The sequence below is a fragment of the Eggerthella sp. 1_3_56FAA genome, assembly GCF_000185625.1.
In the GTDB taxonomy this organism is placed as follows: Bacteria; Actinomycetota; Coriobacteriia; order Coriobacteriales; family Eggerthellaceae; genus Eggerthella; species Eggerthella lenta.
Genome location: NZ_GL622581.1, coordinates 187,346 through 201,611, shown reverse-complemented (window position 1 = coordinate 201,611; position 14,266 = coordinate 187,346). Strand labels below are relative to the sequence as shown.

The 14,266-nt window shown below is 64.4% G+C and carries 12 protein-coding genes and 1 tRNA gene; 10 read left to right on the top strand and 3 right to left on the bottom strand.

The genetic code is table 11. The annotated features are described in order from the left end of the window. The first annotated feature begins 125 nt into the window (after positions 1-125). From HMPREF1023_RS11115 to HMPREF1023_RS11085, 7 genes are all read left to right on the top strand, one after another. Entirely contained in the window at positions 126-1,070 is a 945-nt protein-coding gene (locus HMPREF1023_RS11115; protein ID WP_009306418.1) for a serine O-acetyltransferase, read from the top strand. A gap of 69 nt (positions 1,071-1,139) precedes the next feature. After that, a complete protein-coding gene (ispD, locus tag HMPREF1023_RS11110; RefSeq protein WP_009306417.1) occupies positions 1,140-1,982 on the top strand; it encodes a 2-C-methyl-D-erythritol 4-phosphate cytidylyltransferase in 843 nt (280 codons plus the stop codon). Positions 1,983-2,127: 145 nt separating this feature from the next. Beyond that, the gene (ispF, locus tag HMPREF1023_RS11105) at positions 2,128-2,652 is read left to right on the top strand and encodes a 2-C-methyl-D-erythritol 2,4-cyclodiphosphate synthase (RefSeq protein ID WP_009306416.1); all 525 of its coding nucleotides are present in this window, start codon (positions 2,128-2,130) and stop codon (positions 2,650-2,652) included. Between the two features lie 223 nt (positions 2,653-2,875). Then, entirely contained in the window at positions 2,876-4,381 is a 1,506-nt protein-coding gene (gene cysS, locus HMPREF1023_RS11100) for a cysteine--tRNA ligase (protein ID WP_009306414.1), read from the top strand. 442 nt (positions 4,382-4,823) lie between these two features. Next, complete coding sequence (locus HMPREF1023_RS11095; RefSeq protein ID WP_156996998.1) at positions 4,824-6,080, top strand: U32 family peptidase; 1,257 nt, start codon at positions 4,824-4,826, stop codon at positions 6,078-6,080. 134 nt (positions 6,081-6,214) lie between these two features. Beyond that, complete coding sequence (locus tag HMPREF1023_RS11090; protein WP_009306410.1) at positions 6,215-7,054, top strand: TspO/MBR family protein; 840 nt, start codon at positions 6,215-6,217, stop codon at positions 7,052-7,054. Between the two features lie 170 nt (positions 7,055-7,224). Next, complete coding sequence (locus HMPREF1023_RS11085) at positions 7,225-7,521, top strand: hypothetical protein (RefSeq protein WP_009306409.1); 297 nt, start codon at positions 7,225-7,227, stop codon at positions 7,519-7,521. Positions 7,522-7,584: 63 nt separating this feature from the next. Here the strand turns inward: HMPREF1023_RS11085 and HMPREF1023_RS11080 are convergent, their stop codons facing one another. Next, positions 7,585-10,530: an EAL domain-containing protein gene (locus tag HMPREF1023_RS11080; RefSeq protein ID WP_009306408.1), complete on the bottom strand. Its 2,946-nt coding sequence runs from the start codon at positions 10,528-10,530 to the stop codon at positions 7,585-7,587. 295 nt (positions 10,531-10,825) lie between these two features. On the opposite strand from HMPREF1023_RS11080, the gene HMPREF1023_RS11075 reads away from it, so the two are divergent. Continuing rightward, positions 10,826-10,901: transfer RNA gene (locus tag HMPREF1023_RS11075), tRNA-Ala, on the top strand. Between the two features lie 144 nt (positions 10,902-11,045). Then, positions 11,046-11,465 carry a hypothetical protein gene (locus tag HMPREF1023_RS11070; RefSeq protein WP_226844446.1) on the top strand — a complete coding sequence of 140 codons (420 nt, stop codon included), beginning with the start codon at positions 11,046-11,048 and terminating at the stop codon, positions 11,463-11,465. Between the two features lie 88 nt (positions 11,466-11,553). Here HMPREF1023_RS11070 and HMPREF1023_RS11065 read toward each other — a convergent pair whose 3' ends face one another. Then, entirely contained in the window at positions 11,554-12,396 is an 843-nt protein-coding gene (locus tag HMPREF1023_RS11065) for an Mrp/NBP35 family ATP-binding protein (RefSeq protein ID WP_009306406.1), read from the bottom strand. Positions 12,397-12,535: 139 nt separating this feature from the next. Here HMPREF1023_RS11065 and HMPREF1023_RS11060 point away from each other — a divergent pair, with 139 nt between their 5' ends. Continuing rightward, positions 12,536-13,837 (top strand): amidohydrolase family protein, encoded by a 1,302-nt coding sequence (locus HMPREF1023_RS11060; protein ID WP_009306405.1) that lies wholly within the window; start codon positions 12,536-12,538, stop codon positions 13,835-13,837. A 119-nt stretch (positions 13,838-13,956) separates the two neighbouring features. Here the strand turns inward: HMPREF1023_RS11060 and HMPREF1023_RS15760 are convergent, their stop codons facing one another. Beyond that, positions 13,957-14,118, bottom strand: a complete 162-nt coding sequence (locus HMPREF1023_RS15760; protein WP_015761018.1) for a hypothetical protein — start codon at positions 14,116-14,118, stop codon at positions 13,957-13,959. Between the last annotated feature and the right edge of the window lie 148 nt (positions 14,119-14,266).

Genomic DNA, 14,266 nt, shown 5'->3' with positions numbered 1-14,266 from the left:
TGCGCTTGCATTTGTCGTATACTAGGCACGTCGCAAGCCGACCGCGGAGCGGCCGCTTTCACGTGCAAGGCGGCCGAGGTGCACTGCGGGAAGTGCAGCGGATCAACTCGATTCCAGGAGGTTCCATGTTCGGAGACAACCTCGATCGCATCGTGAAAAGCATCGAGAAGAACTACGAGGCCGACGAGATATTCTTCACGAAGCCCGGCCGGCGGTTTCCCAGCCGCCTGGCCGTGAAAAGCGTGATCAAGGACTTGCGTCGGGTGCTGTTCCCGGGCTATTTCGGCGACGAGATGCTGACGCCGTTCACCAGTCCGGAGTACTTCATCGGCGAGACGCTCATACAGATCGAACGCGTGCTGCGCGAGCAGATCGTGCTCGCCATGACGTACACCTCGGACGATCGCGATGCTGCGGAGGTCGACCCGGCGCGCTACCTGTGCGGCGGCACCACGCCCGAGCATATCTGCGAGCGCGCCTCGGAAGTGTGCACGGTGTTCTTCGACGAGCTTCCCAGCATACAGCGGGTGCTGCTCACCGACGTGCAGGCGCTGTATGACGGCGATCCGGCGGCCGGGTCGAAGGAGGAGGTCATCTTCTCGTATCCGGGTCTGTACGCGATCTACGTGTACCGCATCGCGCACGTGCTGTACGAGCAGAACGTGCCCATCATCCCGCGCATCATGACCGAGCTGGCGCACAGCGGCACGGGCATCGACATCGGCGCCGGCGCCCAGATCGGCGAGTACTTCTTCATCGACCACGGCACGGGCGTGGTCATCGGCGAGACCACCGTCATCGGCGACCATGTGAAGCTGTACCAGGGCGTCACGCTGGGCGCGCTGTCCACGCGCGGCGGGCAGCGGCTTGCCGGGGTGAAGCGCCATCCCACGATCGAGGACAACGTGACGATCTATTCCAACGCTTCGGTTCTGGGCGGGGAAACCGTGGTGGGCGCCGGTTCGGTCGTCGCAGGATCCACGTTCGTCACCTCTTCGGTTCCCCCCAATTCCCGCGTGTCGCTGAAGGCGCAGGAGATCACCGTGCGCCAGCCGGGCGAGCGTGACTAGGCTCTTCGATCGGCAAGCGAGGGAAATGGAGCGGTGGCAAGAACGATGCAAGGCGGAGAGGAAAACCTTATGACGCAGACAATCGACCCGGTGTTCTCGTCCGCGGTGCTCAGCGCCCCTGAGCTCGCGCTGAACGACCTCGACTTCGACGCGCTGTCGCAGGCGATGGGAGGGCTCAAGGGCGAGGTCGACAAGAACCCGCAGACGGCCGCCATCATCCTGGCGGGCGGCACGGGGGAGCGGTTCGGCAAGGAAGGCGGCAAGCAGCTCGTGGAGATCGCGGGCAAGCCCATCCTCACCTGGTCGGCCGAGGCGTTCGACGCCGTGGGCGACATCGGGCTCATCGTCATCGTGTGCCCCGAGGACCGCTGCAGCGAGTATCTCAAGCGCGCCATCGACCCGTTCCCGTTCGTCACGCCCATCGTGGTGGCGCCTTCGGGCCCCAGCCGTCAGGAATCGGCGTTCTCGGGGCTGGAGTTCGTGCCGGACGACTACGAGTACGTCATCCTGCACGACGGCGCCCGCCCGCTCATCAGCCCCGACCTCATCGCGCATACCATCGCCACGTTGAAGGGCAACATCGACTGCGACGGCGCCGTGGTGGCGCATCCGGCCGTCGACACCCTGAAAGTGGTGGAGAACGGCGTGATCGTGGGCACGCCCGACCGCCGCGTGTTCTGGAACGCGCAGACGCCCCAGGTGTTCCGCGCCGGCATCTACCGCCGCGCGCACGCCTCGGCGCTGTCGGACGGCTTCATGGGCACCGACGATTCGTCGCTCATCGAGAGGTTGGGCGGGCGCGTGCTGGTAGTGGAAGGGAAGCGCGACAACATCAAGCTGACCGTCCCCGAAGACTACCTCATGCTGGCCGCTGCGGTGCGTACCATGTACATGAAAGGGGCGGAAGAATGATCATCCGCGGAGGCCTTGGCGACAGTGCCCAGTCGCTCAGACAGTCCTGCTCGCGCGAAACGCCCGCTGGGCGTTTCGGCTCGTGCGGAACTCGCTTGGTGGGCACCGTCGCCAAGGCCGCGCATGTCGTTATCGGAGGAACCGAATGATGCAACCTGTTGTTTTCGATCCTGCCGGGTTGCGCGTGGGGCAGGGATACGATGTGCATGCGTTCGCCGAGGGGCGCAAGCTTATCCTGGGCGGGGTGGACGTTCCTCATGTGCGCGGCCTCTTGGGGCATTCCGATGCCGACGTGTTGGCGCATGCTATCTCCGATGCGCTGCTGGGAGGCATTCGCGGCGGGGATATCGGCAAGCTGTTCCCCGACACCGACCCAGCCTTCAAGGACGCCGACTCGCTGAAGCTGCTGGCCGCCGTGGCCGACAAGGTGCGCGCGGAGGGCTACGTCATCCTCGACGTCGACTCCGTCATCGCCGCGCAGGCGCCGAAGCTGTCGCCGTACCGCGAGGCCATGCGCGAGAACCTGGCCGCCGCCATGGGCATCGCGGTGGAGAATGTGGGCGTGAAGGCCACCACCACTGAGCACCTGGGATTCGAAGGCCGCGAGGAGGGCATCTCCGCGACCGCCGTCTGCCTGCTGTGCCGCCGTCCTGACGAGCAACGGGACTAGCCGACGCTGCGGGCTTCCGTAGCGCCTCGGCTTGGCGCTCCAAGCCCTCCTCACGTGCATGAGCACGCTTCGTCGGTCTTTCACGCCAATCCGAAGCACTGCGAAAGCCCTCGCTGACTTTGGTGGACAGGCGGGCTCCGTAACCTTCCTGTGCTACAATCTACGGTCGAAACGCACCGTCGCGGGAGCGCGGCGCCAGGGCTATGCAGGATGCGAGGACGCCATGATCAGACTCTACAATACGAAGACCCGCACGAAGGTCGACTTCGAGACGCTCGAGCGCGGCAAGGTGGGCATGTACGTGTGCGGACCTACCGTGTACAACTACATTCACATCGGCAACGCCCGCACGTTCATCAGCTTCGACGTGATCCGCCGTTACCTTATGTGGCGCGGCTTCGACGTGACGTTCGTGCAGAACGTCACCGACGTGGACGACAAGATCATCGGCAAGTCGCTTGAGGAAGGCCGCAGCGCTGCCGAGGTGGCCGCCGAGTACACCGAGGCGTTTATCGAGGACATGCGCGCGGCCGGCGTGCTGGATCCCGATATCCGTCCGAAGGCCACCGAGGAGATCCCCGCAATGATAGAGCTCATCCAAGAGCTCATCGACGGAGGCCACGCTTACGATGCCGACGGCGACGTGTACTTCAACGTGCGTTCGTTCCCGGCTTACGGCGAGCTGTCGGGCCGCAACGTAGACGAGATGGAGAGCGGCCACCGCGAGCTGCGCGCCGACGGCAAGGGCGTGGAGGATCGCAAGCGCGACCCGCTGGACTTCGCGCTGTGGAAGGCCGCCAAGCCCGGCGAGCCGGCGTGGGAGTCGCCCTGGGGCATGGGCCGTCCCGGCTGGCACATCGAGTGCTCGGCCATGTCGCGCAAGTACCTGGGGCTTCCCTTCGACATCCACGGCGGCGGCGCCGACCTCGTGTTCCCGCACCACGAGAACGAGCGCGCGCAGAGCGAGGCCGCGTGCGGCTGCACGTTCGCGAACTACTGGATGCACGGCGGCATGCTGCAGATCAACTCCGAGAAGATGAGCAAGTCGCTGGGCAACTTCAAGCTGCTGCGCGACGTGCTGAAGGTCACCGATCCGAAGGTGCTGCGCTTCCTTATGCTGCAGACGCACTACCGCAGCCCGCTCGACTTCTCCGACGAGCGCCTGGCCGAGGCGGGCGCGGCGCTGTGCCGTATCGAGAACGCGGTGAAGAACCTCGATTGGCAGCTGCAGAACGCCCAGGACATCCCCTCGCCGCTGGACACGCGCGAGCTGATGAAGCGTACGAAGGAGGCGAAGCTGGCGTTCATCCTGGCCATGGACGACGACTTCAACACCTGCAAGGCGCTGGGCGAGGTGTTCGACTTCGTGGCCGCGGTGAACGCGCAGACGGCCGACAGGACTATCTCGCTGTCCGACGTGCCGCCCGTGCGCGATGCCCGCGGCGTCATCGTGGAGCTCATGGGCGTGTTCGGCATCGACGTGGAGGCCGCATCCGCCTCGTGCGCCGCAGGAGGGTACCCGCCCGAGGTCGTGGGGTTGGCGGCCGATATCGCGGGCTACGAAGGCGCGGATGCCGCCGAGGCCGTGGACGCCCTGCTGGCGGCCCGTGCCGACGCCCGCGCCGCGAAGGATTGGAGCCGTGCCGACGCCGTCCGCGACGGCCTGTGCGGTTTGGGCTTCGTGATCGAGGACACCCCGCAGGGTGCGCGCGTGACCTACGAGGGGTAAGGCGAGCGTTATCCCGAGTGGAACATTCTCGAAGGGCGGCCGCGTTGGCCGCCCTTCGTCGTCGTGCACGGATTCTCTTCCTTATGTGCGGCAAAATCGAGTTTTTGGCAGGAGAAGCGTCTTTCTCCGAATCGTTTCGAGGTGAAACCCCAGATCGCGTTTTTTCGGCATTTGCAAATCAACAGTGCGAAGCGGGCTCGCACTGCCAAAAGCCCGATTCTGCCGCACATAGCGCCTGCGGAACGTGCAATCGCTCGCCGTCGGGGTTCCCTTGCGCGCTCGTGTCCAGGATGGGAATGCGATAGGGTGCGAAAGACCCGGGAATGTGCCGCAGGGCTCGGAGATGCGGAGGATTGCCGGGTAGGGGGCGTTGTCCCGCCCGAAGCGAGGGGTTTCGGTGGTCGCCGGCTCGCGGGTTCGTCGATGCGCTACAATACGGCGCATGCGAACTCAATCGACAAGGACTCCCGAGCTCCTCGCGCCCGCGGGCGGGCTTGCGCAGCTGGAGGCCGCGCTGCGCTTCGGTGCGGACGCCGTGTACCTGGCCGCCGATCGTTTCGGGCTGCGGCAGCGCGCGGCGAACTTCGCGCTGGACGACGTTCCCGCTGCGGCAGCTCGCGCGCACGATGCGGGCGCGAAGGCGTACGCGACGCTGAACGCCCTCATGGACGCCGACGACCTCAAGGCGCTTCCCGCGTACCTCGAAGCGCTGGCCGCGGCCGGCGTCGACGCGTTCATCGTGAGCGACCTGGGCGCGCTGCGCCTGGCACAGCGGCACGCGCCGAACGTCGAGCTGCACGTGAGCACCCAGGCCTCGGTATGCAACGCCGAGGCGGCGCGCGTATGGCACGAGCTGGGCGCGAGCCGCGTGGTGTGCGCGCGAGAGATGAGCGTGGAGGACATCGCGCGACTGCGCGCCGGCGCCCCGCGCGAGCTGGAGCTGGAGGCGTTCGTGCACGGCGCCATGTGCATGGCCGTGTCGGGCCGCTGCCTGATCAGCGCCGCGCTCACCGGCCGCTCCGGCAACAAGGGCCATTGCACCCAGCCGTGCCGGTGGAGCTACGCGCTGGTGGAGGAGCAGCGTCCCGGCGAGTTCTTTCCCGTGGAGGAGGACGTGCGCGGAACCTATGTCATGAACGCGCAGGACCTCAACATGCTGGCGCACCTCGACGACTTGGCCGCGGCCGGCATCGACTCGTTCAAGATCGAAGGCCGCAACAAGAAGGCGTTCTACGTGGCTTCGGTGGTGCGCGCTTACCGGCTGGCCCTGGACGGCGTTCCCTCCTCCGAGCTGGCCGACGAGCTGCTGGCCGTGTCGCATCGCCCGTACGGCACGGGCTTCTACTACGGCGACGCCAGGCAATCGCCCGACGTGGACGGCTACACCGCCGAATGCCGGCATGCCGCCACGGTGGAAGCGTGCGAACCGGCCGGCGAAGGCGCGTTCCGCGTGATCGCGCGGTGCTACAACCGCTTCTGCGAAGGCGACGAGCTGGAGGCGCTGTCGCCGGGTCCGCACGTCCCTCGCGTGCGCGTGCGTAACCTCGCCTGGCTCCCCGAGCCCGACGGGGACGACGCGCAGCCAAAGCGGGTGCCGGTTGCCGTGGCGAACCGCTCGGCCGAGCGCTATGCGTTCGAAACGGGGGAGGAGCTGGCTCCCGGCGACTTTCTGCGCATGCGTATCAACGTTGAGCGATAGGCTTCTGATCTGCGCTAAAGCGATAAAGTACTGCTAAGTAGCCGTCAAGGCGCGTGCATGCGCCGGCGCTACACTGGGTTGCACCCTGACGAAAAGGAACGGAATCATCCTTCTTTCAGAAAGCGAGGTGCATCATGCCCAATCATGCGTATCGCGCCGCATCGGCGCCCAGCGTCGTGCAGCGTGCCCGCAACACGCGCACCGGCCGCAAGCTCGAGCGCGGCGGTTACCTGACCGTCGAGACCGTCACCATGTGGATCGTGTACGCTCTGACCCTCATCGGCAATGCCGTCATCGAAGGAGGCCGGGTGGGAGGCACCACGTCGGCGGATATCGCGTACGGCGTGTTCACGTGGTTCACGCCTGCCGGCTACGTGTTCGCCATCTGGTCGCTCATCTACGTGGCGATGGTCGTGTGGCTCGTCGCGTACACGCGCACGGCGCCTGTCCGCGCCGACCGCTTCACCATGACGTCCATCCTGTTCATCGCAAGCTGCGCCCTCAACGTGCTGTGGCTTGCCCTGTGGCACTTCGAGCTGGTGGCCGTGTCGTTCATCGTCATCCTGGCCGAGTGGCTGGTGCTGGCGGCGCTGTACCTGAACGTGCGCCGCACGATGAAGACCGCCTCGGGACGGGTGCCCGTGTCCATCTACACCGCGTGGGTCACGGTGGCCACGCTGGCCAACATGGCCATCCTCGTCACGCGCGCGCTGGACGGCGGCATCCCGTTCTTCAACGGGTTGTTCACCATCCTCTTGACGGCGGGCGTGCTGGCGTTCGGCTACGTGATGCGCAAGGCCTACGACGACATGGCGTTCCAGCTCGTGTTCCTGTGGGCGCTCATCGGCGTGGGCGTGAACGTGTCGGGCGCGTCGGCGTTCACGGCGGCTGTCGTGTTCTTGCTGTGCGTGGTCGGAGCTATCTTGACGTTCGCCCCCATCGGCTCGATGCGGAAGCTCGTGCGGCAGAACTAGCGATCCTGCAGCATGCTCGTGGTGAAAAGGTGCGGCTTGGCGGGGCGGTGCGTCCGCAGAAGGCTTCTTCTCCGGCAAAACCGGCTGACCGATTCTTCCATTTCCGATGAAACCGCTGACAGTTCTTGCTATGATAGCGCCAAGGTGTTTTTCGGACGAAAGGGGCCGTTATGGGAACGAAAGCAGCGGAGGCGCTCGACGTATCCTTCGACGAGCTGCCGAACTACCTGCACGCGAAGCACTCCGTGTACATGGAGTTCGGCAGCGAGACGTACTACCTGACCGACGTCAACGATCGATACTGGCGCGCGCAGGACACCGCGAAGCTCAACGAAAAGGGACATTACGTCGACGCGAGCGAGCTGGTGCCGACGGTGAGCGAGTTCTTGACGCTCCCCTTCATCGACGGCAAGTCGGTGACCGACGTGTTCGACCAAGCGGTATTCTACGCATCTGAAAAAGCGTAACGACGACGGGGGCGGCCGCGTGAACGGCCGCCCCCGTTTCTCGTTCCGGCAACCGCGTGGCCGCTACGGGCGTTCGTTCGGCTCGATGAAGCCGACGGCGAACTGCGCGTCCGAGACGTCCCGAGGGACGGGGCGCGAGTAGAGGAACCCCTGCGCGATGATGCGATCGTCCATGCGCACGAGCATGGACGCCTGATCGCGCGTTTCCACGCCTTCCACCACCACGTTCACGGCCAGCTTGTCGGCGATGGACACCACGCCGTCCAGGATGGCCTTGCAGCGCTCGCCGCTCTCGCTGCTCATGAGGAAGCTGCGGTCGAGCTTCAGCACGTCGATCGGCAGGTTCTGCAGCGTGCCCAGCGACGAGTACCCGCTGCCGAAGTCGTCAATGGCGATGCGGAAGCCCAGATCCTTTAAACGGCGGCACAGTCGTTCGGCGCGTTCGAGGTCTTCCATGACGATGTTCTCGGTCAGTTCGAGCTCCAGCAGCTCGATGGGCACGCCGAATCCGTCGACGATGCTCTTCACCGTTTCAGGGAACGCGTCGTTTCGCATGTGCAAGCGCGAGAAGTTGCAGGCGATGACGAGCGGGTGTTCTCCCGCGTCCAGCTGCTCCCGGATACGGGCGCAGACGAGGCGAAATACCTGCAAGTCCAAGTCGACGACCAGGCCGGTGCGCTCGAACAGGGGAATGAACTCGTCGGGCGGCACGAGGCCGCGTTCAGGCGATTCCCAACGAACGAGCGCTTCGAAGCCCACGAGGCGGTTCGTCGCTATTTCCACCTTCGGCTGGTAATAGGCCGTGAACTCCCCGCGCTCGAGCGCGTCGTGCGCGGCGGCCACCAGCGCGCGTTCGGCGATGTCGCGATCCTTCATGCTCGCCGAGTACAATGCTGCGGTGCTGCGCGAGGCCTCCCCGATGCTGTCCCGGGCGTAGCGTGCGGCGTCCACGAACTCGATGATGGTTTGCACGTCGATGCGCGGCGTTTCGGCGCTGCGCTCGATGATGCAGACGCCGGCCTGCAGCATGAGCCGGTGCGATAGCTCGGTAAGCGTTTCGGTGCTGTTGAAGCGACGATCCAGTTCATCGAAGCGCTCCAGCAGCGCGTCCCAGCCTCTCCAGCGAACCAACAGCACGAATTCGTCTGCGATGACGTGCGCGTATCGTTCGTCGGGTGCTTTCATGCCGGCCAGCGTGCCGTTGAGGTCGAGCAGCACGCGATCGCCCGTGGCGTAGCCGAATGCTGCGTTGAAGCCTTTGAAGCTTTTTACGTCGAGGTACACGATGGCGTAAGCGCCATCGCGGGCGTTCGCCATCTGAGCGCCCACCTCGGAGCGGAAGCGGGCGAGACTCCAGCCTTCGGTCAGCGGATCGGTGAACGAGAAGTCCTCCACTCGCCGCGCCGCGCGAAGCTTCACATGGCTGACGTACAGGGCAACGCCGAGCACGGAGCCGAGCAGTGCGACGATGCCGGCCATGAATTGCACCGGATACTGGCGCAAGAAGTCGAAAGGGCTGATGGGATGTACGGCGAGGCTGCTTTGCGAAAGCCAGGTGGTCATCTTGCTTTCGGCGGTGTACTGCACGCAGCGGTCGAGGATGCTCACCAGTCGTCGGTCGGCGTTGCGGCTCACGCCGATGCTCATGCTGTTGAAGAAGGAGGTGATGGTGGTGACGCTCAGGCTCTCGTATTGGGGTTCCGCCAGCAAGTAGTTCGCCACGTGGGTATCGGCAAAGGCGATATCGGCTTTGCCTTCAAGCACTGCATCGAAGCAATCTTTCGGGGTGTCGCAGTACACGATGTCGTATTCGGCGTACGAAGAGTACGCCGTGCTCGCGGCGAGCGAGAAGCCGCTTGGCAGCGCGACGCGCGAACCGGAAGGATTCGGTCCTGCGACAAGGGCCATGGGGTCGCGCAGATAGGGGCCGGTGGTGTCGAGGCTTTTGATCGCCTGGGGGTCGGATTCTCGATCGACGTCGTACACGATGTCGGCGTCGCCGCGTTCGACGAGGCGGACGGCCTCGTCGTGGCAGTCCGCAGCCACGAATTCGAACTTCAGCCCGGTGATCTGCGCGATGTCTTCGAACAGCAATGCGACCGCGCCGGCGAACGCGCCGGTTTCGGGGTCGGTGTAGGAAAGCGGCGCGCGATACGAATCGTAGGCCACGCGCAGGGTGGGAGCCGACGCCAGATAGGCGTACTCGTCTTCGGTGAAGACGGGATCCTGGTCGGTGTTGATGCCGAAGTAGCGGTCGTACAGCAACGTGGCGAAGTCGGGGTCGCGCAGTTTGAGGCGGCTCATCGCGCTGTCGAGCTCATCGGCTATGTCGGTGCGTTCGGGCGAGAGGGCGATGTACAAAGGCTCGGGGGCGAACTGAGCTACGGTTCGGAAGCGCGAATTCGTCCCGAGATATGTGATGGCAATGGCATCCACCGCTCCTTCGTCGAGCGCTCTCAGCAGGTCTCCGGTAGCGCTGTAGGCCACGATATCCGCCGAAAAGCCGTTCTTCTCGCTGTATTGTGCGAACGCTTCGGCGTCCTGGCTGTTCGCGATTACCCCCACGCGCATGCCGGAAAACGTTTTGAAGTCTTCGTAGGCGTAACGCGTGTCGTCGAGCCTCACGTTGAGCGTGGTGGAAATCTCGCAGAGCGATGATGCCGAGAAGATCATCCGCCTCTCTCGGTCTTCGGTGTAGTACACCATGGGAAGCAGATCCACCTTGCTCGCTTCAAGCGCGGCACAGGCCTCTTCCCAACTAGGGTACTTGACGTATTCATATGTCCAGTCGGCGTAGCGTGCGATTTCGTTGAGATACTCGATGTTGTACCCAACGTAGCGCCCCTCTTCGTCGGTGGACATATAGTCGCCGTCTTCGAAGTAGGTGACGGTCACGACGCGCTTGCCGAACGTGGCGAACTCGTCGGCGAAAGCCCGCGAGGATCCGGGATACGTGGTCGTTGCGACCGTACAGGTGAACGCGATGACGAACGCCCAGGCAAACATCATCGGTTGAAGCCGCGAAGGGATGAATGTTCTTGCCGGTGCTATGCTTCGCTCCGATCGATGTGACGGTGTCTAAGAATGGTTGATACCAACTTACCTTACCATATGCATGGCCTTCTCAGAAAGACTTGTCGGGGGATGTGCGCGCCTTTTTTTGCGTATGACGTGGTGCGATAAGGTCAAGGTTCAGCGCGGCTCCCATCGATCGATTTTCCTCTTTGAGCGGTTGCATAATTTTTTTCGAAAAAAGTGCTTGACCGGATTTCCTCTTCCGGTATACTAGGCTTCGCACTTTTACGGGGCCTTAGCTCAGCTGGGAGAGCGCATGGCTGGCAGCCATGAGGTCAGGGGTTCGATCCCCCTAGGCTCCACCATATTTGCTACGACGGATGCGATGCATCCGTCGTTTTTTTATTGTGCACGCATTGCGTCCGATGACGGCAAGCGGGGTGAAGGATATGGTCGAGGCGGCAGATAGCCGTGCGGAACCTCAGTCGGTGGGCGAAAACGGCGCTCCTATGACGATTTGGCAGGTGTGGCTTCGACGTCTCTGCCTGTTCGTGATCGTGTGGGCTATCGCGGAAGTGCTGTTGGGCGCTGCGTTGTGGGGTGCTTACCTGTTCGCGCGCATGGTGCTTGACGTCGAGCCCTCGGTGCTGGCCGAGCCCGTTGTGGGCGCGATGGCGATGGCGGGAGCGTGCCTCAACCTGGCCATCGGATTTCTCGGCCTTCGCGGAGCGCGGAATCCGCGCAAGATCACCCTGTTCTTCTGGATCACGTTCGTCGATGCGATGTTGACGGCGTGGGCGCTGGCCAGCAGCGTGTCCGCGGGCACGTGCGACCTCACCTCGCTTGTGAGCGGCCTGTTCGTCATCGCGCTAGCCGTGTGCGCTTGGCAAGTGCGCGGTCAGACGGGTTACTTCGACGCGCATCCGTAAGGCCTCCCGGCGTGAAAAAGCCTCTCCGGGGTTCCGGAGAGGCTTTCAACTGCGGGCGGTTTGCTTGACGGCTGCACCCGATGCGGCGCTAGTCCTGCTTCGCGGCCTCGATTTGCGCGATGATGGGGTCAAGCGCGCCGGCTACGTCGTAGTCCTCCACCTTTCCGGCGTCGCACAGGCGCGCGAAGCTGGGGTCGATGGGCAGCGTGGCGTAGGCGGGGATGTCGTAGCGCTCGGCCACGGCCGCACCTTGCGGATCGCCGAAGATGTGATGGCGCTTGCCGCAGTCGGGGCACTCGAAGTAGGCCATGTTCTCCACGAGGCCCAGCAGCTCGACGTTCATGTCGTGCGCGAGGTTCACGGCCTTGCCCACGATCATAGCCACCAGCTCCTGCGGAGCGGATACCGTGACAATGCCGTCAACCGGCAGCGACTGGAACACGGTGAGCAGCACGTCGGAGGTTCCCGGAGGCATGTCGACGAACAGGTAGTCGATCTCGCCCCAGTTCGTCTCGCTGTAGAACTGACGGATGGCGTTCGAGACGACCGGGCCGCGCCAGGCCACCGGGATGTCGTCTTTCGGCAGCATGAGGTTGGTGGACATCACCTTGATGCCGCTTTGCGTCTGGCCGGGCAGGATGCCGTCGGCGTCGGCGGTCAGCGGGTTCGTGATGCCGAAGGTCTTCGGGATGGACGGTCCGGTGACGTCGGCGTCCAGGATGCCCACGTTCTTCCCGCGCTTCTGCATTTCGCTGGCAAGTAGGCTGGTGACCAGCGACTTGCCCACGCCGCCCTTGCCGGACACGACGCCGATGACGTGTTTGATGTTGGAGCGGGAGTTCGTCTCGATGGTGCTGGGGCCCTGGGCGGTGCGGTCGCTGCATCCGGACTCGCCGCAGCTGCTGCACTCGTGCGTGCATTCTTCTGCCATGATTCCTTCTTTCTGGGTTTTCAGCGCCCCCGTGCGGCGGGAGCGCCACTCGTCTCACCTGGATGATAGCATAAGCTTTATACTTAGGTGGAAGGAATCGACCCGCGCGCCGGGCGCGCGCGGAGACGGAGGAGCGCGCATGCTGTTCGCTGATATCGACCTGTTGGATGAGAACCTTGATTTCCGCTCCCATTGCTGGGTGGGCGTGCGCGACGGGCGCGTCGCCTACGTGGGGGATGCGGCTCCGGCGGGCGAGGAAGCGGCGAGGTACGGAGAGGTGTACGACGGACGTGGCAAGCTCTTGTGTCCTGCGTTCTACAACGCCCACGCGCACGCGCCCATGACGCTGTTGCGCGGCTACGCCGAGAACCTGCCTTTGCAGGCGTGGCTGAACGACATGGTGTTTCCGTTCGAGGCGAAGATCACGCCCGAAGACTGCTACTGGGGCACGCTTCTGTCCTGCGCCGAGATGGCGCGGTACGGCTGCGTGAGCTTCTCGGACATGTACTATCACATGGAGGAGGGCGCCCGCGCAGCGCTCGACGCCGGCATCAAGATGAACCTGTCCGACTCGCTTCTTGCCTTCAACGGCGAAGGGTTGGACGACCTGCCGGTGAAGGGGAACCTCGACCGTCTCATCCGCGACCTCCAGGGCGCAGGCGATGGCCGCATCGTGGTGGACTGCAACATCCATGCCGAGTACACGTCGAACCCGCGCGCCGTGGCCGATTTGGCGGCGTACGCGAAGGAGCACGGGCTTCGGTTGCAGGTGCACGTCTCCGAGACGCGCCTCGAGCACGAGGAGTGCAAGCAGCGCCACGACGGTTTGACGCCGGTGCGCTACTTCGAGAGCCTGGGCGTGCTCGACGTGCCCGTGACGGCGGCGCACTGCGTGTGGGTGGACGACGGCGACATCGACGTGCTGGCGGAGCGCGGGGTGTTCGTGGCGGCGAACCCGGCGTCGAACATGAAGCTGGGCAGCGGTTTCGCCCCTGTGGCAAAGATGCTCGCGCGCGGCGTGAACGTGTGCCTGGGCACCGACGGCATGGCGTCGAACAACAACCACGACATGATGCAGGATATGCACCTGCTGGCGCTGACGGCGAAGGGATCGACGAACGATCCGGCCGTGGTCACGCCGAAGCAGGCGCTTACGGCCGCTACGCGCGTGGGCGCGCTTTCGCAGGGGCGCGACGACTGCGGGTACGTGGCCGTGGGGGCGAAGGCTGACTTGTGCGTGCTGGACACGTCGGGGCCGTCGTGGGCGCCGATGACGAACCCGCTGGTGAACGTCGTGTACGCGGGGCATGGCGCCGACGTGTGCCTGACGATGTGCGACGGGGTCGTGGTGTATCGCGAGGGCGAGTGGCCCACGCTGGACATCGAGCGAGCGAAGGCCGAGGTCGAGGCCCGCACGAAGCGCATCATCGGCGAGCTGTAGGGCGAGTGCTGCCGGGTGGGCGGCTTGCTTGACGGAGGGCCTTTGCGTATACTGGCAGGCGAGCCGCAGGGAGCGGGTACTCCCCACGGCTCTCGGACTCGCTTCGGCGGTTCGGATGTTTATTTTGGTCCCGGTTCGTCCTTTTGGGACGACCGGGGCGTATCTTTCAGCCGCGCTTGAAGTGCGAGCGAGGCTACCCCGACCGTCAGGCTGCCGAAGGCAGCGATGAGGCCGAGAACCTGCAAGATCACCCCGATAAGATCCAGCAATATGCCATCCATAGAGGACACCCCCTTCCGTTTATCTAGAATTCGGAAATGGATGTAAAGAGGGTGCTATCCTCCTCGCCTGGCGAGTTCGTGCCTCCTATTATAGCGAGCTCGTCTTACGTGCAGATGGCGTGCATCTAGCGCAGATCTTTCTCGATCT

What these genes read in the sequence shown, in the direction of transcription:
- HMPREF1023_RS11115 (WP_009306418.1), top strand. Translation starts at nt 126, where the DNA reads ATGTTCGGAGACAACCTCGATCGCATCGTGAAAAGCATCGAGAAGAAC.
- ispD (WP_009306417.1), top strand. Translation starts at nt 1,140, where the DNA reads ATGACGCAGACAATCGACCCGGTGTTCTCGTCCGCGGTGCTCAGCGCC.
- ispF (WP_009306416.1), top strand. Translation starts at nt 2,128, where the DNA reads ATGATGCAACCTGTTGTTTTCGATCCTGCCGGGTTGCGCGTGGGGCAG.
- cysS (WP_009306414.1), top strand. Translation starts at nt 2,876, where the DNA reads ATGATCAGACTCTACAATACGAAGACCCGCACGAAGGTCGACTTCGAG.
- HMPREF1023_RS11095 (WP_156996998.1), top strand. Translation starts at nt 4,824, where the DNA reads ATGCGAACTCAATCGACAAGGACTCCCGAGCTCCTCGCGCCCGCGGGC.
- HMPREF1023_RS11090 (WP_009306410.1), top strand. Translation starts at nt 6,215, where the DNA reads ATGCCCAATCATGCGTATCGCGCCGCATCGGCGCCCAGCGTCGTGCAG.
- HMPREF1023_RS11085 (WP_009306409.1), top strand. Translation starts at nt 7,225, where the DNA reads ATGGGAACGAAAGCAGCGGAGGCGCTCGACGTATCCTTCGACGAGCTG.
- HMPREF1023_RS11080 (WP_009306408.1), bottom strand. Translation starts at nt 10,530, where the DNA reads ATGATGTTTGCCTGGGCGTTCGTCATCGCGTTCACCTGTACGGTCGCA.
- HMPREF1023_RS11070 (WP_226844446.1), top strand. Translation starts at nt 11,046, where the DNA reads ATGACGATTTGGCAGGTGTGGCTTCGACGTCTCTGCCTGTTCGTGATC.
- HMPREF1023_RS11065 (WP_009306406.1), bottom strand. Translation starts at nt 12,396, where the DNA reads ATGGCAGAAGAATGCACGCACGAGTGCAGCAGCTGCGGCGAGTCCGGA.
- HMPREF1023_RS11060 (WP_009306405.1), top strand. Translation starts at nt 12,536, where the DNA reads ATGCTGTTCGCTGATATCGACCTGTTGGATGAGAACCTTGATTTCCGC.
- HMPREF1023_RS15760 (WP_015761018.1), bottom strand. Translation starts at nt 14,118, where the DNA reads ATGGATGGCATATTGCTGGATCTTATCGGGGTGATCTTGCAGGTTCTC.